19 protein-coding genes are annotated in these 17,927 nt (G+C 41.1%); 6 read left to right on the top strand and 13 right to left on the bottom strand.

The features are described 5' to 3' along the window. Positions 1-581 precede the first annotated feature (581 nt). Genes LPA49_RS16295 through radC form a run of 4 tightly spaced genes read right to left on the bottom strand, consistent with a single transcriptional unit; the run spans position 582 to position 2,353 of the window. Entirely contained in the window at positions 582-821 is a 240-nt protein-coding gene (locus LPA49_RS16295) for a hypothetical protein (protein ID WP_230237257.1), read from the bottom strand. A 53-nt stretch (positions 822-874) separates the two neighbouring features. Continuing rightward, complete coding sequence (locus tag LPA49_RS16290) at positions 875-1,435, bottom strand: tyrosine-type recombinase/integrase (RefSeq protein WP_036973950.1); 561 nt, start codon at positions 1,433-1,435, stop codon at positions 875-877. A 12-nt stretch (positions 1,436-1,447) separates the two neighbouring features. After that, positions 1,448-1,867, bottom strand: coding sequence for a DUF2787 domain-containing protein (locus tag LPA49_RS16285; RefSeq protein ID WP_138557676.1), 420 nt, complete (start codon positions 1,865-1,867; stop codon positions 1,448-1,450). Positions 1,868-1,879: 12 nt separating this feature from the next. Then, entirely contained in the window at positions 1,880-2,353 is a 474-nt protein-coding gene (gene radC, locus LPA49_RS16280; protein WP_138557677.1) for a DNA repair protein RadC, read from the bottom strand. Between the two features lie 125 nt (positions 2,354-2,478). On the opposite strand from radC, the gene LPA49_RS16275 reads away from it, so the two are divergent. The 5 genes from LPA49_RS16275 (at position 2,479) to LPA49_RS16255 (ending at position 9,840) form a co-directional block, all read left to right on the top strand. Continuing rightward, positions 2,479-2,655, top strand: a complete 177-nt coding sequence (locus LPA49_RS16275; protein WP_138557678.1) for an AlpA family transcriptional regulator — start codon at positions 2,479-2,481, stop codon at positions 2,653-2,655. 160 nt (positions 2,656-2,815) lie between these two features. Further along, on the top strand, positions 2,816-4,420 hold the full coding sequence (locus LPA49_RS16270) for a type I restriction-modification system subunit M (RefSeq protein ID WP_138557679.1): 1,605 nt from the start codon (positions 2,816-2,818) through the stop codon (positions 4,418-4,420). Further along, positions 4,417-5,637: a restriction endonuclease subunit S gene (locus tag LPA49_RS16265; protein ID WP_138557680.1), complete on the top strand. Its 1,221-nt coding sequence runs from the start codon at positions 4,417-4,419 to the stop codon at positions 5,635-5,637. The genes LPA49_RS16270 and LPA49_RS16265 overlap by 4 nt, the downstream gene beginning before the upstream one ends. Beyond that, positions 5,637-6,638, top strand: a complete 1,002-nt coding sequence (locus LPA49_RS16260; RefSeq protein ID WP_138557681.1) for a Fic family protein — start codon at positions 5,637-5,639, stop codon at positions 6,636-6,638. The genes LPA49_RS16265 and LPA49_RS16260 overlap by 1 nt, the downstream gene beginning before the upstream one ends. Before the next feature lie 67 nt (positions 6,639-6,705). After that, a complete protein-coding gene (locus tag LPA49_RS16255) occupies positions 6,706-9,840 on the top strand; it encodes an HsdR family type I site-specific deoxyribonuclease (RefSeq protein ID WP_230237254.1) in 3,135 nt (1,044 codons plus the stop codon). Between the two features lie 262 nt (positions 9,841-10,102). Here LPA49_RS16255 and LPA49_RS16250 read toward each other — a convergent pair whose 3' ends face one another. From LPA49_RS16250 to LPA49_RS16240, 3 genes are all read right to left on the bottom strand, one after another. Next, complete coding sequence (locus LPA49_RS16250) at positions 10,103-10,450, bottom strand: hypothetical protein (RefSeq protein WP_230237252.1); 348 nt, start codon at positions 10,448-10,450, stop codon at positions 10,103-10,105. Between the two features lie 12 nt (positions 10,451-10,462). Then, positions 10,463-11,125: a hypothetical protein gene (locus LPA49_RS16245; RefSeq protein ID WP_230237249.1), complete on the bottom strand. Its 663-nt coding sequence runs from the start codon at positions 11,123-11,125 to the stop codon at positions 10,463-10,465. Between the two features lie 160 nt (positions 11,126-11,285). After that, positions 11,286-12,152 carry a DMT family transporter gene (locus LPA49_RS16240; protein ID WP_230237247.1) on the bottom strand — a complete coding sequence of 289 codons (867 nt, stop codon included), beginning with the start codon at positions 12,150-12,152 and terminating at the stop codon, positions 11,286-11,288. 145 nt (positions 12,153-12,297) lie between these two features. Here LPA49_RS16240 and LPA49_RS16235 point away from each other — a divergent pair, with 145 nt between their 5' ends. Further along, positions 12,298-13,203 (top strand): LysR substrate-binding domain-containing protein, encoded by a 906-nt coding sequence (locus LPA49_RS16235; RefSeq protein WP_230237244.1) that lies wholly within the window; start codon positions 12,298-12,300, stop codon positions 13,201-13,203. 112 nt (positions 13,204-13,315) lie between these two features. On the opposite strand, the gene LPA49_RS16230 is transcribed toward LPA49_RS16235, so the two are convergent. Genes LPA49_RS16230 through LPA49_RS16205 form a run of 6 tightly spaced genes read right to left on the bottom strand, consistent with a single transcriptional unit; the run spans position 13,316 to position 17,673 of the window. Then, on the bottom strand, positions 13,316-13,750 hold the full coding sequence (locus LPA49_RS16230) for a hypothetical protein (RefSeq protein WP_055022199.1): 435 nt from the start codon (positions 13,748-13,750) through the stop codon (positions 13,316-13,318). 3 nt (positions 13,751-13,753) lie between these two features. Next, the gene (locus tag LPA49_RS16225) at positions 13,754-15,142 is read right to left on the bottom strand and encodes a TraB/VirB10 family protein (RefSeq protein ID WP_230237241.1); all 1,389 of its coding nucleotides are present in this window, start codon (positions 15,140-15,142) and stop codon (positions 13,754-13,756) included. Positions 15,143-15,153: 11 nt separating this feature from the next. Next, a complete protein-coding gene (locus tag LPA49_RS16220) occupies positions 15,154-16,287 on the bottom strand; it encodes a type-F conjugative transfer system secretin TraK (protein WP_230237238.1) in 1,134 nt (377 codons plus the stop codon). Next, the gene (locus LPA49_RS16215) at positions 16,288-16,998 is read right to left on the bottom strand and encodes a type IV conjugative transfer system protein TraE (RefSeq protein WP_230237235.1); all 711 of its coding nucleotides are present in this window, start codon (positions 16,996-16,998) and stop codon (positions 16,288-16,290) included. It abuts the gene before it with no gap. A gap of 9 nt (positions 16,999-17,007) precedes the next feature. Continuing rightward, the gene (locus tag LPA49_RS16210) at positions 17,008-17,304 is read right to left on the bottom strand and encodes a type IV conjugative transfer system protein TraL (RefSeq protein ID WP_036973922.1); all 297 of its coding nucleotides are present in this window, start codon (positions 17,302-17,304) and stop codon (positions 17,008-17,010) included. 3 nt (positions 17,305-17,307) lie between these two features. Further along, on the bottom strand, positions 17,308-17,673 hold the full coding sequence (locus tag LPA49_RS16205; protein WP_230237232.1) for a hypothetical protein: 366 nt from the start codon (positions 17,671-17,673) through the stop codon (positions 17,308-17,310). Positions 17,674-17,927: the final 254 nt, after the last annotated feature.

Genomic DNA, 17,927 nt, shown 5'->3' with positions numbered 1-17,927 from the left:
TTTAGTTTCTTCACTACTTTTAGTTCACTCAAACCATTTTCGTAGGTTAGGTATCTTCTAGAAAAATGATATCTTTTCCCTGACTTTTAGCTACATTACTAGTTTGTGCCGTTTTAACAAGGTGCGGTATCGCATTGTGCCTGCAAAATTAATATTGAGAGTTAAAGCTTCGTTTATTTGAATATTTAAAGTCAGATCAAGTGCGTCGTTTTCAAATATTGAGTAAGTCAGCTTGCTCATTCCTATAGCGAGATTATTACTATCTTGATACAAATAGCTCCAATTTCATTCAAGAATGACAATATCTTTTATCAACGAAGTTACTTTCTAAAACCGAATACCAAATAGTATGGTTTAGGGTTGCAATTTTTTCGTTATAGTCAGAGGTAATATTCTAATTAAGACCTGTGCTTCTCATAATTCGTTTTAACGAGGTTTTGAGACCTTCAACTAGCTAAATAAGATCAAGCCCTTATTATATAAGGGCTGGCAAGTTCACAAAATACCATTATGAGAACCTAAAAAAATAAACGGTGCTATTACGCTATAAAAGAGTGCTCAATATGAGCACTCGTATTTAACTAATCAAACAAACTAGCAATGCCAGCAACTACTCCACCAGCTACCGCCAGAGGGATTGTAACAGGCGCAGACGCAACACCTGCACCAATTACTATTGCGCCAGATGTAAGTGCTCCAACGGCTGCACCGGAGCCTATAGCCACTGCTGTTCTGCTTACGCTAGAGTCACTACTGCCAGTTATCTGTTTTGATAACTCATTACCAACTAAGCCGCACGAAACGGCTTTATTTAAAGACATAATGTTTTCCTTTTAGTTAAGTAACACGAGCACCAGAATGGTGCTGTTAGGGTTTATAGCTCTAGTTCTTCAAAGTCTTTGTCTATTTCCTCCTGTGTTATGCCTATGTAACGAAGTGTGGTTGCTTCGGAGCTATGGCGGAGCATTTTCATTACTCGGGCGATGTCATGGGTTTTCTGATACAAGTGATAACCGCGTGTTTTACGCATTGAGTGAGTCCCCAAATGAATATTTAGTTCTTCACCTACTAACGCAAATGCTTTTGTGACAGCTCTGCGTGATAGCGGTCTAGGCTTTGAATTAATCGCTTGTTGATTGCGGTATGATTGAAATAAGTAGATGTGGTGTGGATGAGTTAGTTTAATTTCGTTGATCAAGGTAAGCGCCTTATCATTTAGCTTTATTTCAGCTAATTTCGAGGTCTTTGACTCATAAATAATCAACCTATTGTTACTTATGTCAGTAAACTTCACTGCAAGTAAGTCAGATATTCTAAGCGCGAGATTTAAGCCAATATTCCATATCTGGCTCATTTGTCTTGAGCAACGCTTTTCTAGTAAATAGCTAACGAGCCTTACTGTATCAAGATCTTTAACTGCTTGTACTTCAGCCATAAAAACCTCCCTTTACTCAGTAGTAACAGTTACCTGATAACAACCTGTGTTGTAGTACTCAACAAAGTTTGAAATGAATAGGTCTAATAGCTCTTTACCTTCCTTAGCGTTCAACCAACCAGCTAAAAAGTGATAAACCTGCTTAATGCTGAAGCACACATCAATTTCTTTTATCAGTTCAGGGGTATGACGGCCCTGATACGAGAAGTCAGTAATATAAATAAGCTGCCAGCTGGTGGCCTTCTTTTCTAACCTAACCTCTACAGGGTGAAAGCCTCCAGCTTCAGGGCTGTAACCTGGATCTCTAAAGTTAAGTGTAACCGCCTTAGCTGTTCCTACAGAATCACCTCTATTAGCAACTGCGCTTACAATCACACCAATAAAAGAGTCAGGCACTTTTAAGCCTGCTACTTGCTCTATTTTTAACGCCATATTTAACTCCTTTTAAATTAAATCATGTTCAGCAAATGAATACGTGCTCTCGCCAATGATGATGTGATCAAGCACTGATACATCAATTAGGTTAAGTGCCTGTTGAAGCTTGGTAGTAATAAGCTTGTCTGCTTGAGATGGGGTAGTAACGCCGGAAGGGTGGTTATGCGCTAGGATAACGGATGCAGCATTAAGCTCCAGCACCTCTTTAACGACTTCTCTAGGGTAAACACTAGCTGCGTTAATAGTGCCTCTAAATAGCTCTTTAAACTCCAGTATGCGGTTCTGGCTATCTAAAAAAAGTACGGCAAAAACTTCATGCTCATGTATTGCTAGTTTATGTTTCAAGTACTCTTCGCAATCATTAGGGCTATTTAGTACACCATCTCTAAACTGCTTCTGAGCGATGATGTAGGCAGCAGCTTCTAGTATCTGTTTATCATTTACCGGATGCTTAAATTCATATAACGACTGTTGACCTTGCATTATTAATTCCTCTTAAGTGGTTTATGCAAGTTAGTGATGTATATGTGTAAGTTTTTCATTTGAGAGACATAAAAAAATACTGGTCCCGGAAAGGTTATGTACTAATAACCAACCGGAGAAATTCCATGCGTTTAATTAAACTGAAAGAAGTGATGGCAAAAACATCACTGGGTCACTCGAGTATCTATAAATTTATTTCTGAAGGTACTTTCCCTAAGCAAGTCTCGTTAGGTGCTAAGTCAGTAGCTTGGGTTGAATCAGAAGTTGATGATTGGATAATGGAGAGGATAGGTGAACGATAAGAGAGTTAAGTCGTTTATATCTCTAAGTAGCAGATTGATTATAGAAAATTTATGGTAGTATAACTTTCATTGAAGGTAAGTGAATTAGAGTCAATGCTGACTCTAATTCACTTACTAAAATGTGCAGATAAAAGATAATATGCCTTAAGGGAATTTATTGATGACAAGTTTACAACAACGTGCCGAACTTCAACGCCAAATATGGGCGATTGCCAACGATGTCCGAGGCTCAGTGGATGGGTGGGATTTTAAGCAATATGTACTAGGTACGCTGTTCTACCGCTTTATCAGTGAAAACTTTGTCAACTACATCACGGGCGGTGACGAGAGCGTTAATTATGCGGCCATGCCTGACGATGATGAAAACATCAAGTTTGCTAAAGAAGATGCCATTAAAACCAAGGGCTATTTTCTTTACCCTAGCCAGTTATTTAGTAATGTGGCGGCTAATGCGCACAAGAATGAAAATTTAAATACGGATTTGGCGGCTATTTTTGCTGCAATCGAAAACTCAGCCAATGGCTATGATTCAGAAAAAGACATCAAAGGCTTGTTTGCGGATTTTGATACGACCAGTAATCGTCTGGGTAATACGGTAGAGGCAAAAAACAAACGCCTAGCCGCTGTGTTGAAAGGTGTGGCAGGTTTAACCTTCGGTAATTTTGAAGAAAACCAAATTGATTTATTCGGTGATGCCTACGAGTTCCTGATTTCAAACTATGCCGCCAATGCGGGTAAATCCGGTGGCGAATTTTTTACCCCTCAGCACGTTTCAAAATTGATCGCGCAGCTCGCCATGCACGGCCAAACCAGTGTGAATAAAATTTATGACCCTGCGGCGGGTTCGGGCTCGTTGCTGTTACAAGCTAAAAAGCACTTTGATGCGCATATCATTGAAGATGGTTTTTTTGGCCAAGAGCTTAACCACACCACCTACAACTTGGCGCGTATGAATATGTTTTTGCACAACATTAACTACGACAAGTTTAATATTCAGTTGGGTGATACCTTAACCGAACCACACTTTTTGGAGGAGAGAAACAATAGAGGTTTCGACGCGATTGTCTCTAACCCGCCTTATTCAGTGAAATGGATTGGTAGCGACGACCCAACCCTAATCAACGACGACCGCTTTGCGCCCGCTGGCGTACTAGCGCCTAAATCAAAAGCCGACTTTGCCTTTGTGCTGCATGCGCTAAGTTATCTTTCACCAAGAGGGCGTGCAGCTATTGTTTGCTTCCCCGGTATTTTTTACCGTGGCGGCGCTGAGCAAAAAATTCGTAAGTTTTTGGTTGATAATAACTATGTTGAAACCGTGATTTCACTGGCACCAAACCTGTTCTTTGGCACCACCATTGCCGTGAATATTTTAGTGCTGTCTAAACACAAAACCGACACTACCACCCAGTTTATTGATGCCAGCGGTTTGTTTAAAAAAGAAACCAATAACAACGTGCTAACGGACAACGACGACGAAAAAAACCTGGGTCATATACAGCAAATCATGAAAGTGTTTGCTAGCAAAGAAAACGTGGATCACTTTGCTAAATCGGTTGATTTGGATGTTATCGCAGACAACAGCTACAACCTGTCGGTAAGCAGTTATGTGGAAGCCGAAGATACTCGCGAGGTCATCGACATTGCCGAGCTTAATGCAGAGCTTAAAACCACCGTTGCTAAAATCGACCAACTTCGCAGTGATATTGACGCCATTGTTTTAGAAATAGAAGGGGCGGAAATTGAAGGTGAGGAGCTTGAAGCATGAGTCATTTGAGCTATTTAGAGAAACTCTTGGATGGGGTTGAGGTGGAGTGGAAGGTGCTCGGTGAAGTCTCCAATGTCTTGCGAGGAAAACGATTAACCAAAAGCCAACTTTCTGAAGAAGCCAAATTTCCTGTTTTTCACGGTGGATTAGAACCACTAGGTTACTATACCGAGTCCAATCGTCCTGCCAACTCCGTGATGATCATCAATGTCGGAGCTTCAGCTGGAACAGTTGGCTATAGCTCGGTTGATTTTTGGTCGTCTGATGGTTGCTTTTGTTTAGAACACAACGAGGCACTAAATAATAGATTTTTGTATTTCGCCTTAATTGGCCACCAAAGCTTGTTGCGCTCTAAGGTTCGGGTTGCAGGTATTCCGACTCTTGATGCTATCGTTATTAACAAGCTGGAAATCCCCATCCCATGCCCAGATAACCCAGAAAAATCGCTGGCAATACAAGCCGAAATTGTTCGTATTCTGGACGCATTTACCGCCATGACCACCGAGCTGACCACCGAGCTGACCACCGAGCTTAACCTACGGAAAAAACAATACAACTACTACCGCGACCAGTTGCTAAGTTTTGAAGAGGGTGACGTTGAGTGGAGGGCTTTGAGTGAAATGGCCGAGTATTCAAAGGCTCGTATTAGTTACACAGAACTAAATGACAGCAATTACGTTGGTGTTGAAAGCTTACTTCAGAATCGAGCTGGTAAAATAGACTCCACTCGAACCCCAGATAGTGGAAATCTTACACAATACAATCCTGATGATATCTTAATAGGGAATATACGTCCCTATTTGAAGAAGATATGGCATGCAGATCGAGTTGGCGGCACGAATGGTGATGTTCTTGTGGTTCACCCTACTGATACAGCTATAAATCCACGATATTTGTATCAAGTTTTAGCTGATGACAAGTTTTTTGAATACAACATGCAACATGCAAAAGGCGCAAAAATGCCACGAGGAAATAAGCCAAAAATCATGGAGTATTTGGTTCCTATTCCATTTGCTAGCAATAGAGAGAAATCTCTTTCGGAACAAGAACGCATCGTTACTATTCTCGACAAATTCGACACATTAACAACTTCGCTGCAAGAAGGTCTGCCCCGCGAAATCGAGCTTCGCCAAAAGCAATACGAGTATTATCGCAACCTGTTGTTGAGCTTCCCTGCTTGTCCGGCAGGCGGGCCGAAACCTGAAGAGGCAGCTTAATGGCCTATCAACCACCTTTTACCATCACCACCGATATTCTTAACTTGGTGGCGAAAATCAGCCAGCAGGTGGGTGAATTAAATGCCAGTCAATTGAATGCCTCGCCGCAATTGCGCAAGCAAAACCGCATTAAAACCATTACCGGCACGCTGGCTATTGAAGGCAATACCTTAACCGAAGAACAGATTACTGCCATTGTTGAAGGTAAGCCTGTGCTGGGAAGCGTGCGCGAGCTGGCCGAGGTAAAAGGTGCCATTGCGGCTTATGACGCACTGCCCACCTTTATAGCTAGCGAGATTTCCGATTTACTCACGGCCCACGGTTTAATGCTGTCAGATATTCTTGTAAATGCGGGTGAGTTTCGCAGTAAAGGCGTGGGTATCCATAAAGGGGGTGTGGTGCACCACGTTGCGCCGCCTGCCCATCAAGTATCCGGTTTAATGGCGGATTTAATCCAATGGCTCAAGCAAACAAACGATCACCCATTGATCGCAAGCTGTGTATTTCATTACGAATTCGAGTTTATTCACCCCTTTGCCGATGGTAACGGTCGTATGGGCCGGTTATGGCAAACGCTGATTTTGTCCAAGTGGCATCCGTTATTTTTATCTTTACCGCTTGAAAGTGTGATTAAAGATCATCAACAAGATTATTATCACGCACTGGAACAAGCAGATAACCAAGCGGATAGCACGCCGTTTATTCATTTTATGTTGTCGGTTATTCAGCAAACACTCGCACAAAACGCCTCTGTAAACGCCCCTCTAAGGGAGGGTGAAAACGCCCCTGTAAATACCCCTGTCAATTTAACGGGACTTAAAACACCGGAGGCTATTTTAGCATTGCTCAGTAATACGCCCGAGCTGACCCGGCAACAACTCGCCGATACCTTGAATAAAGACGTGAGAACCATTGGCCGTGCCATTAGCAAGCTGCAAAAAGAAGGTAAATTAACCCGAGTAGGCTCAGATAAAACCGGCCACTGGCAAGTTACTTCATAATGCGATGCTGTGGCTATTTCCATTTTGGAAAACGCCACTGCTAACCAAAAGAAAAGGATGTAAACGAATGACGACGTATAAAACGGTGGCAGAATCGAATAACTTTATTGTGTTAGATAAATACACTAAAGCCTGGCAAGTTAATGAAAGTTTTCAAAGCGAAGCCGATTTAGAACGTGAGCTGATCCAGGACCTAAGCAACCAGGGCTATGAGTATGTGCCTGCGCTAACGACGCCAGACGCCATGATGGCGAATGTGCGTAAGCAGCTACAAGCCCTTAATAAGGTTGAGTTTACCGATGCCGAGTGGGCTCGTTTTTGCGAGCAATACTTAAACACCCCAAGCGATAATATACTTGATAAAACTCGCAAGGTGCACAGTGACTATATCTTCGATTTTGTCTTTGATGATGGCCATATAGAAAACATTTACCTGTTCGACAAGAAGACCATTGCTCGTAACAAAGTGCAGGTGATTAAGCAGTTTGAGCAAACGGGCCAGTCTGCCGGACAGGCAGGCAGCCATACTAACCGTTATGATGTGACGATTTTGGTCAATGGTTTGCCTTTGGTGCAAATTGAACTGAAAAAGCGTGGTGTGGCAATCCGTGAGGCGTTTAATCAAATTCATAGGTACAGCAAAGAAAGCTTTAATAGCGATCACTCGTTGTACAAGTTCTTGCAGTTGTTTGTGATCTCTAATGGTACCGACACGCGCTATTTTGCCAATACCACCAAGCGCGACAAAAACAGCTTCGACTTCACGATGAACTGGGCCAAATCTGACAATACGCTGATCAAGGATTTAAAAGACTTTACCGCCACCTTCTTCCAGAAAGAGACCTTGCTTGAAGTGATCTTGCGTTACTCGGTGTTTGACGTCAGCAATACCTTACTTGTAATGCGCCCCTACCAGATTGCGGCCACTGAGCGCATTTTATGGAAGATAAAGAGCGCGTTTAACGCTAAGAACTGGAGCAACACCGAGAGCGGTGGATACATTTGGCACACCACAGGCTCAGGAAAAACACTCACTAGCTTTAAAGCGGCACGTTTGGCCACCGATTTAGACTGTATAGATAAAGTCTTCTTTGTGGTGGACCGAAAAGACCTCGACTATCAGACCATGAAAGAGTATCAGCGGTTTTCGCCTGATAGTGTGAACGGTTCAGACAGTACCGCAGGCCTTAAGAGTAACCTGGATAAAGACGATAACAAGATTGTCGTTACCACTATCCAAAAGCTCAACAACTTAATCAAAAGCGAAAGCGATTTAGCTATATACAACAAGCAAGTTGTCTTTATTTTTGATGAGTGTCATCGAAGCCAGTTTGGTGAGGCGCAGAAAAATCTGAAGAAGAAATTCAAAAAGTACTACCAGTTTGGTTTTACCGGTACGCCAATTTTCCCTGAAAACGCCTTGGGTGCTGAAACCACGGGCAGCGTGTTTGGCCAGCAGTTGCACACTTATGTGATCACCGATGCCATTCGTGATGAAAAAGTACTCAAGTTCAAAGTGGACTATAACGATGTTCGTCCGCAATTTAAGAGCATTGAGACTGAGCAGGATGATAAGAAGCTTAGTGCGGCGGAGAACAAGAAAGCATTCTTACATCCAATGCGTATTCGTGAAATATCGCAGTATATTCTGAACCATTTTAACCAGAAAACGCATCGAGCCTATTCTGGTGCCAAAGGGTTTAACGCCATGTTTGCGGTAAGTAGTGTTGATGCAGCGAAAGCCTACTATGAAACCTTCAAAACATTGCAGGCCGAGGCCGAAAATGGACCTACAAGTAAACCTCTGCGCATTGCGACCATCTTCTCATTTGCTGCCAATGAAGAGCAGGACGCCATTGGTGATATTTTAGATGAAAGCTTCGAAGTCAGCGCCATGAACAGCAGTGCGAAAGAGTTTTTGAGCGCCGCAATTAACGATTACAACGCCATGTTTAAATCTAACTATGGCGTGGACAGTAATGGTTTTCAGAACTACTACCGTGACCTTGCCCAGCGCGTGAAGAATCAAGAAATAGATCTGCTTATCGTGGTGGGTATGTTTTTAACGGGCTTTGATGCACCTACGCTCAATACTTTGTTTGTTGACAAGAATTTGCGCTATCACGGCTTGATGCAGGCGTTTTCTCGCACTAACCGCATTTATGATGCAACGAAGACCTTTGGCAATATTGTTACCTTCCGGGATTTGGAGCAGGCAACCATTGATGCCATCACCTTGTTTGGTGACAAAAACACCAAAAACGTGGTGTTGGAGAAGAGCTACAAAGAATACATGGAAGGCTTTAACGATATTGCTACTGGCCAAGCTCGTCGAGGTTTTGTTGATATCGTAAAAGAGCTGCAAGAACGCTTTCCAAACCCTGAAAATATTGAAAAAGAACAAGATAAAAAGGAATTTGCCAAGCTGTTTGGTGAATACTTAAAAGCAGAAAATATTTTACAAAACTACGATGAGTTTGCTGGATTAAAAGCGTTGCAAAGCTTAGATACCAGTGATGAACAAGCTGTTGAAGAGTTCAAGTCAAAGTACTATCTGGACGATGCTGACATCGAGGCAATGCAAACCATCGATATGCCAAGTGAGCGTGCTATTCAAGATTATCGCTCTACCTACAACGATACCCGTGACTGGTTGCGACGCGATAAAGAAGGTCAGGACAAAGATAAATCAACGGTAGACTGGGACGACGTGGTCTTTGAAATTGATTTGCTTAAATCTCAGGAAATAAACCTCGATTATATTCTTGAACTTATTTTTGATCACAATAAGAAGAACAAGAGCAAAGAAGGCTTGATTGAAGAAGTTCGTCGTATGATCCGCGGTAGCCTTGGCAATAGAGCGAAAGAAAGCTTGGTGGTTGATTTTATTAACCAGACAAACCTAGATGAGATCAATGACAAAGCCAGCATTATCGACGCTTTCTTCAAATTCGCCCAGGCGGAGCAGAAGCGCGAAGCCGATGCCATTATTGCCTCTGAAAAGCTCAATATCGATGCTGCCAAACGCTATATTGCGTCATCACTCAAACGTGAGTACGCCTCTGAAAATGGCACTGCACTGAATGAGGCGCTGCCCAAACTTAGCCCATTAAACCCACAGTACCGAACCCAGAAGCAAACGGTGTTTCAGAAAATTGCCGCTTTTGTTGAGAAATTTAAAGGGGTTGGGGGGCAGATATAAAAATGACGATCTATTTTAGTGCCGCTCGCTTGCTCGATGATATAGATTTTACAGAATCTATTCTTTTGGTGAGTAGCACTTTAGTGATACTAAGTAAGAAATTACCGCTTTTAAGTTCAACTGAACTGGTTTAATTGAGCCGGACAGGACTGGTTGAACTTAAAAGCACAAACAGCTTAAGAATATTTTAAAGGGAAGCGTATAGCTTCCCTTTTATGCCGTGCTTTGGCTATGCTTTGAATATCAGATTAACTTACTTAGGTTATTCTTCGAAGAACTGATTATTTTGCGGATCTTTGTAAAAATACTTAAATTTTAAGTTTACATGTTTTTTAATTTCATTGAACCATGTTAACTCGTCAGTGAGTGGATAATTACCACCAACAACCCATATTTCACTACAATCTTCCGTGTTTGGATATAAAGCATATCGAAGTAACTGTCCTATCGCGGCTTCAATATCCTCTTTGGCATTTGATTTAAATTTTAGCTCAGCAATTAAAGTTGTGTTTGTTTCTTTACTTTTTAAAACTACATCACGAATGTGAGCTCGCCCTAGATCTTCGCTTTGACTTGAAATCGCATAGTGGCAATATTCAGAGTTATGCAACCACTGGATAAATTACCTCTCTAACTCCGCTTCTCTAAATTGTATCTCTATAGACTCAACTTGCTTCCTAATAGCTGTTTTTAGAGTTATGTCACTTTCTCTCGATGCTAAATCACTTAAGTGTTTTTCTTCGTAAATTACCCAAAGTACTATATTTATTAGTAACTCATCGTAGTCATCGCCTAAGTTAGCATGGATAAATTCTTTTAATTTAATATTAGCGTCGAACCAGTTAGTGTATTTATATTTAAACCCCCATTTTTGGGTGAAATATGAGCATATGTACTCAAATGCATCTTTGGTAACGGTAGTGGAAAAATGTTGGGGAGCAGCGACCGCAAAAACACGATTGAGTAGAGCTTTATGCAAATATTTTACCTTGCCATCGTCTTTCAGCTTTTGTAAGTCTTCTACACATTCTTGGTAAGTGACTAAAGATTGGCTACTAATTATTTTTTTAGTAATATTTTTTAAAGTACTCTTAGATAATTCAAACTCCTCTTTAGATAGTGCACCCTGTTTTAAGCTTGAGATATAATTGTCTCGGCTATACCAAAGATCCCATAATAGCTGTTCGCTTATATCAGTCTCGTTTTTAGCGTTTGCTACAGTGCTAACAATTTTTTGATAGCCTATGTACCAATCATTACGATCAATTTGGCATGACGAAATCATTGCACTGAAAAAGCTATCAAGGTGCGGCGTTTCTGTATTAGTGTAATCAGTAGGGATATGCGGTAAGCGGGAGAGAGTTATTATTTATCCCACTTGGGAGTGCAGTTAAGCGCTCGTTCCCAAACGCGGTCACGTTGGAAAGTTAGATTAACTTTATCATTTATATTATTTTACTTATTTGCTTTATCTTTGCTTCTACCTTGGCTAACCAAATCAGCGGAATAATAATTAAAGAAGATCCTATAGCCAAGCTCAGGTCCGGTATTTCATCGAACCACAGCACCCCTACAACTACAGCACCTAATAAGCCAGTGTATTCGGCACTGGAAATTTTACTGGCTTCGATTGCTCTATATACCAATACACATATACCAGCATAAATTAGGATAAAAGTGTTGGAGCCTGTTGCCGTTAACATTGGAGTCCAGTCCCAAGGTTTGCCTTCCCATAACGCCAACCCAAGTGCGGCTGGGATACCTACTAGGTTGGTGAGCATTAAAGTTTGGAACACATTATGATGCTGAGGTAATTTACGAACCAATAAATTATTTACAGCCATAGTCAATGCGACGACAAGGGCGGCAATCGCTGCCCAATTAATTTGTGTTGGTTTAACCACGATAAGTACGCCGATAAAGCCCAAAACAGCAGCAGCAATTGAGTGGCTAGTCAGCTTTTCCTGAAACAATATCATGGCTAACGGCAGCATAAGCAAAGGCGCTGTATAGAAAATAGCATTTACGGTAGCTAACGGCAGAGCGCCCAGAGCGAATACCATAAATATTGTCCCTAATAACCAAATGTGGCCGCGTATAAAGTGCCATTTGAGGCCAGCGAAGAGGCTTTGTTTATTACTGAGTAGACAAAATGGAAGTAAAATCAGCACTGCGGTCAATTGACGAAATAATACAAATTGGTATATGGCAGTATCTGCTGGCAGAGTTTTTATCAAAGCGTCAGAAAAAACACCAATTATATTTCCGATGATAAGTAATGTCATCGCGAGTCCGACAGTTATTTTGGGCATTTCATTACTCCTGCTACATTCTAGAAAATGTCAATGGAACTGAATTAATAGAGTTACGTTTGTAAAACGGTTATATGATTAGCGTATTCCATACCTTATATGATGTATAATGTTTTAAATTTTTTTAGTATGAGCTAAATTTATAATGAAGTTGCCTCCTTTACGTGCCCTGCAATGCTTTGAAGCTGTTGCGCGACTTAATAGCTTTTCCAAAGCTGCTGAGCACCTCAATGTGACTCAAAGTGCGGTTAGTCACCAAGTTCGATTACTCGAAGACTATTTGGGTGAAACTTTGTTTAACCGACAGGGGCGTTCTTTTTCCTTGACTAAGGTCGGGGAACGTTACTTTGAAGAAGTGACTAACTCATTAGGAAATCTATCAAATGCCAGTCAAATGATACGTCACGGGGAATCAGGCAATCTTCGTTTGGCTTTATATAGCTCTGTGGCGGTGAGCTGGTTGATACCGAAGTTAGAAGATTTTAGAAATCAGTACCCAGAAATAGAAATAACTTTAAATATGGTCGGGGATCAACCGGATTATAATGACCAATTTGCGGATTGTTTTATTACAGTGAATCCACCGGAACGTAACTTTGTCAATCAATTCATGTTTACTGAAAAACTTTATCCAGTGTGTGGAAAAAAGCTTTGGCAGCAGTTAAGAAATAAGCCTCTACCTGAATCATTATGGCAACATCCGTTATTATCAGTACAATACTCAGATACCAATGAAAGTCTTGGTGACGACTGGTTACGTTGGTGTATGAGTGGTAAATTTGAATTACCTAAAGACGTCAAAATTAATCAATTTAGTCATGTCTTACTTGCCGCTGAAGCGGCTCGATATAATTTGGGAATTACCCTCATTAGTAATTACATGATAGATGATCAGGATCGCCAGCATAGTCTTGTACGCATACCTATGCACGAGCTTATTACCGGAGATAACTTCTATTTTGTCTATAAGGAAACACGAGCTAGGCAACCTGATATTATGAAATTAGGTCGTTGGCTTAAACAGCAGTGTTATGAACTGGAATTAGCTTAGCTATTTAAATCAGAGTTGAAGGTGAATACTAGCTACTTAGAGGTAGCTGTCAGCGTCCGTTTAGATCAAAAAAAACCGCCTACAAAATGATGAGGCGGTTTTTAGTTGGGATCTAATTTGTGTAATTCTTGGCGCTTTTAATTGTTTTATTGAATTCACTAAGGAGTGAGCCATAATCTATTTCAGTTTTAATATTGTACTTTTCACTAAGGTTATTTAGCTCGCTCATAGTAAGCGTAGCAGATGATGAGAAATTAGGCTTTGCAACTACATAACTTTCATCAATAAGCATTACACCTTTGAGCTGATGGAGTTTAATATAACGCTCGATATAAGATGCCAGCTCTGCAGGTGTAGCCCCCTCTGATGTAATGCGCTTTGAAATCTCTTCTGGATTAAACGTTTGAACTTTCGCATAACCTGCAAGTAAATCAGTTATCTCAATCATCGATTTTTCGCTTACTGCTTTTGTGTAAGATACACCGGCGGAAAATGCTAAGGCTGACATAACTAGGCTTATTAGAATCATTTTTATATAGTCATTCATTGTTTAATCACCTAATTTGAGTTTAGTGCCAGATAGCACAGCGAATGTAATTGAACGTCCCGGTGATATCTCAATTACAGGGTGAATCTGTTCTGCTAAAGCGATGTAGTATTCAGCTAGTCTATCCATAGCATCAGCTGAGCCTTGGAACGCACCAGCGGAAGCAACGGAGCCTAAGTCTACTGATTCCCATACCGCTCTATCACCACCTGACGTATTGATAGATGTAGTTCGTTGAGGTGCAACAGCTTCAGAAATGCCACTCATAAATCCAGCTGCCATAGAGCCTGCTAAGAGGTTACCATTTTTGCTTACAAGTCTGCCGGCTATACCAAGTTTGCCATCAAAGTCAGAAACTGCATTCGCTTGAATTGCGCTTTCAACACTCTTACCGTCATTACGTACACATGTAATTGATTGTGCGCGGATATGCGCTCTTTCGCTTGATAAATCCCCGATTGCTTGGCCAATAACGTGACACTCGCGAATATCTAAAGTGAAATGGTTAGGCAAGATAGCTTCTTTTTTAACTCGGATAACAACCGGCATAGGAGAAGACTTGGCTGCAAGCTGTGTTGGAGCATCCAAACCAGTAAGTAAAACACCAGAGAAAAATGAGCCTGCAGGCAAGTAAACAACACCCTCGTCAGAATCAATTAGTCCACCTTCATTTGGATCGCTTTTCTTTTGGGCCTCTTTTTCAGGTTTTAGACTTTGTTGTGTGATCAACAAATCTTTTTGCTGCTTTTCTTCAACAACACCCGAACTCTTAATGCTTCGAACGCTGCGTTGGGTGATAGTTCTAATAACACGGCCTTCGATTTGTGGTTTTGCAGTAACAAGCTGAGTAGGGGTTCTGTCAAAGACCCTCTCATCGTACTGTTGTGGTGCATCAGCTATAGCTTGTTGCCCTTGCTCTGCACCAGAGTATGAAGTGTTGTAATTTGAGCGTGAGCCACCATTTGATTGTCTATTATGTTGGGTATTTGCATATGCTCTATCGCGCACTTCCAGTTGGCGCTCGTAATCTTTCAATTTTAGCGTCAGGTCATCGATGCTTTGCTGCTGTTGCTGAACCATCTCAAGTACACGCTCTTTTTCTGTATATACTTCACGCTCTTTTCTGCGAATTGAGTCTACAGACTTGTCATAGATTTCGTCGAATTCGTTTTTATCGATGTTAGCAATGCTTTCTGAATCAAATAGCCCGCGTACTTTACCCTTTCCATCAAGGCGATCTTCAGCTTGTCTAGCTGCAATTCTGTCCTGCAGACTGGTTTTATTATCACTAGAAGACATCGACTTATAACCAAAGAACGCAATAGGAATAATCACCAGTATTGCTGCAAACTTTCTAACTTTGGGATTTTCCCATTGTTTTTTAATGCTCATTTCCACCAGCCTTAGTTGATTACACGAGGACGTTTAGAGTTAGTGTTAACAATGCTTTCGCGCAATTTGGCTCGCAGGATATAAACTTCTGTTGCTTCGCCAGGTTGAAGTAGTGATTTGTTGTAAATGGCAACGGCCATAACATCACGTGACTCGCACATTTGTTCACGAATTGTATAGGGGCGTGTAGTTGTATTTTGGATTCTGACTACATCAACAACTTCTCTTGGACCGACAATTCGCTGTAGTACTTGCTGACTAATGGTTAAGCCGCAAGGTTGGTGCATCGCTTTTGATACATCATGAGAAAGTGAAAACCCTTGTGGTATTTCACCTTTACCAACAGGTTTTAGAATTTGCTTAATACGCGCTACTCGATCTGTTTCAACATTTGCAACGTGGCCTTCAGTTAAAGACGCTTCAGCTAATGTTTCTTGCTCTTTTATTTCCGCTCTGTGATTTGCGCCCTTGTACTGCATCGTTTTTGAAAGATTCACATCGACATTTACAACAACCGGCATCGCTTCCATTGGTACCAATGTAAGATTAATCATTGACTCTGGAACACCTTCTTCAAACAACATTAAAGCAACAGGCTTAAGTGAGTTTAAAGTGATGTATAAACGGCCATCTTCTAATTCAATGACTGATTCTTCGTCGTGGGTTCTAGCGGCAACCATCTTAAAGTTAGTTATGATTGGGTTCGTCAAGCCGACAGCTACAGGTATAGCGATATTAGCACCCGGTTCAAGGTTGCTAAGGTTTTGGGTTGGCTTGTATTTTGATTTAACGATATCTAGGAATGAGTACCCATTTCCTGAGCGAATTGACTGTGCAGTTTGTGGCTGCTGGTACTGGTCAAAATCAGCTTCATTCATCATTCCGTTTGGTTTTACGTTATCGGCAATTTGATTGATTTCATCTTGAGGGGAGACTGTTTTCATTACAGGCTCGCTTCGACTATCTAATTTAATACCGTTTTTTGCCGCTTCGAATATAGCTTGCTTTGTAACCGGAATTGGTTGTTCATTTACTACCTCTGTTGGTAGCTTGAATGTATCGCTTGGATTTTCAGTTGCATCATTAGCGAAGGTGAATGTACTAGACGCACAACCAATGGCTAAAAGTATTGATTTCATTTTCATCTAGTTGCTCTCCTGTTGTTCTTTCACTTTCAGATCTTTTGCAGCTTCTAGCACCCCTATCTCTAGTTCACTGTCATAATAAGGTTGCGACTCTAAAGCTCCCGGTTCAGCATCGCCACGCGCTTCCATCGCTTGTTTTCGCTTTCTTGGGGTGCCCGGATATTGATCTAAGTGGGTGATTTTAGGTCTTCCATTTCTAGCAGTGATCTTAAATTCGTAGCTCCACTTCGTATCTGCTTTAGGTTCTCCACCAATAAAAGTGATCTTTTGGCCCCAAATGGTGATTAAATCAGTTTCAGGCTCATGAATTAGGTCGTCGGCAATAAAAACTTGTCGTATATCACGCATTTTTATCATTTCAGCTTGCTTATCTAGCATTGGCTCGATTTCAACTTGTAGTTGTGGAGATAACATTTTCATCATTATCTTTTTTACAAAATCGATGTTTTGCGAGTTAATGTTGCCTATTAGAGTAGATACGCTGTAGGCCCATGCTTGTTGGTAATTCTGGTTAGCTTTATCGCCTTGAATTGTAAGCTCACCAAAGTAATTCTGTTCTGGGATAACAACGACTTCACTGTCTTTGAAAAACAGTGTTAAAGCGCTTAGAGCAACTGTAATGGATAAAAATAGGTTAGCTACTCGGCTTATGTTGTTAGATGCAACCATCGATTTGAAGCTTCGAACTGAAGCGGATTTATCATCAAGCATTTTCTTGCCTTAGCGGTGGTATGTACGTTTAACTGGATCTGCAATTGATTTGCTTTGATTGGTTAAGATGAACCCATAAGACCAAAGCTTGTGTTTAACATAGGCTTTAGGGAATCGGCCTTTAACCTTTTGAGAGATATAAATGTATGCCATGGCTAGGCATACAAGGATAAAGGTCTGTTTTGTCACCATGCCAATCGCTACTGCGGCCATCAACGGTATTACTTGTTCTTTAGTAAATACAAACAAGATTAATAGCGGTTGGTTGATGTGGGTCTTGCAGCGGTAGCGATTGGGCGTTTCCATGGTTTAAAGCACTCCAACTGAAGCAGTTAGGAAGTACTCAACAGCATCTTGTGCATTTGCAAATAGCAGTGCGATAAGGAATGCACCCACACAAGTAGCATAGTTCTGCTTCATAATGCCTTGGAAAGCAGCAAAGCCAAATGTGAAAATTGAAATGATGATGCCAGGTGCGCCGGTTAACCAGCCAACTACTTCATTGTAAACTCCGTATAGGAAGTCACCAGAAGTTGGGGCCGCAGCCATTACGCCTTGTGAAATTAATAGAGCAAAAGAGATTACCATCAGTGCGATGGTCGCTTTTTTAGCTGTAGACATTTTTTTAGTGATTGTTGGTGCTTCAACAACGTGTGATTGGTTGGTTAGTTCCATTTTTAAACCTCTTAAGAGTTAATGTTCAACGTTAAAGTCGAATTAATCTTAAACTCTTAAAAACAGCATAAAGCCGGATTTTTATTTAAATTTGAATAAAAATTGGGGAATTAGATATTTGGTGATAATTAATTCAATGGCGCTCTGTGTATTCACTTTTGTGCGCTTACCAGTTAAAGCTTTTCAGGCTCATTAACTAGACAATTACAGGTTATTTGAGAGTATTAAATTATAAGAATGATATTAGGGATAAA

Origin of the sequence: Pseudoalteromonas sp. MB41 (assembly GCF_020966275.1) — a bacterium.
GTDB lineage: Bacteria > Pseudomonadota > Gammaproteobacteria > Enterobacterales > Alteromonadaceae > Pseudoalteromonas > Pseudoalteromonas lipolytica.
The sequence above is the reverse complement of the archived record's forward strand: the minus strand, read 5'-3'. Positions and strand labels throughout refer to the sequence as shown.

What these genes read in the sequence shown, in the direction of transcription:
- LPA49_RS16295 (WP_230237257.1), bottom strand. Translation starts at nt 821, where the DNA reads ATGTCTTTAAATAAAGCCGTTTCGTGCGGCTTAGTTGGTAATGAGTTA.
- LPA49_RS16290 (WP_036973950.1), bottom strand. Translation starts at nt 1,435, where the DNA reads ATGGCTGAAGTACAAGCAGTTAAAGATCTTGATACAGTAAGGCTCGTT.
- LPA49_RS16285 (WP_138557676.1), bottom strand. Translation starts at nt 1,867, where the DNA reads ATGGCGTTAAAAATAGAGCAAGTAGCAGGCTTAAAAGTGCCTGACTCT.
- radC (WP_138557677.1), bottom strand. Translation starts at nt 2,353, where the DNA reads ATGCAAGGTCAACAGTCGTTATATGAATTTAAGCATCCGGTAAATGAT.
- LPA49_RS16275 (WP_138557678.1), top strand. Translation starts at nt 2,479, where the DNA reads ATGCGTTTAATTAAACTGAAAGAAGTGATGGCAAAAACATCACTGGGT.
- LPA49_RS16270 (WP_138557679.1), top strand. Translation starts at nt 2,816, where the DNA reads ATGACAAGTTTACAACAACGTGCCGAACTTCAACGCCAAATATGGGCG.
- LPA49_RS16265 (WP_138557680.1), top strand. Translation starts at nt 4,417, where the DNA reads ATGAGTCATTTGAGCTATTTAGAGAAACTCTTGGATGGGGTTGAGGTG.
- LPA49_RS16260 (WP_138557681.1), top strand. Translation starts at nt 5,637, where the DNA reads ATGGCCTATCAACCACCTTTTACCATCACCACCGATATTCTTAACTTG.
- LPA49_RS16255 (WP_230237254.1), top strand. Translation starts at nt 6,706, where the DNA reads ATGACGACGTATAAAACGGTGGCAGAATCGAATAACTTTATTGTGTTA.
- LPA49_RS16245 (WP_230237249.1), bottom strand. Translation starts at nt 11,125, where the DNA reads ATGATTTCGTCATGCCAAATTGATCGTAATGATTGGTACATAGGCTAT.
- LPA49_RS16240 (WP_230237247.1), bottom strand. Translation starts at nt 12,152, where the DNA reads ATGCCCAAAATAACTGTCGGACTCGCGATGACATTACTTATCATCGGA.
- LPA49_RS16235 (WP_230237244.1), top strand. Translation starts at nt 12,298, where the DNA reads ATGAAGTTGCCTCCTTTACGTGCCCTGCAATGCTTTGAAGCTGTTGCG.
- LPA49_RS16230 (WP_055022199.1), bottom strand. Translation starts at nt 13,750, where the DNA reads ATGAATGACTATATAAAAATGATTCTAATAAGCCTAGTTATGTCAGCC.
- LPA49_RS16225 (WP_230237241.1), bottom strand. Translation starts at nt 15,142, where the DNA reads ATGAGCATTAAAAAACAATGGGAAAATCCCAAAGTTAGAAAGTTTGCA.
- LPA49_RS16220 (WP_230237238.1), bottom strand. Translation starts at nt 16,287, where the DNA reads ATGAAAATGAAATCAATACTTTTAGCCATTGGTTGTGCGTCTAGTACA.
- LPA49_RS16215 (WP_230237235.1), bottom strand. Translation starts at nt 16,998, where the DNA reads ATGCTTGATGATAAATCCGCTTCAGTTCGAAGCTTCAAATCGATGGTT.
- LPA49_RS16210 (WP_036973922.1), bottom strand. Translation starts at nt 17,304, where the DNA reads ATGGAAACGCCCAATCGCTACCGCTGCAAGACCCACATCAACCAACCG.
- LPA49_RS16205 (WP_230237232.1), bottom strand. Translation starts at nt 17,673, where the DNA reads ATGGAACTAACCAACCAATCACACGTTGTTGAAGCACCAACAATCACT.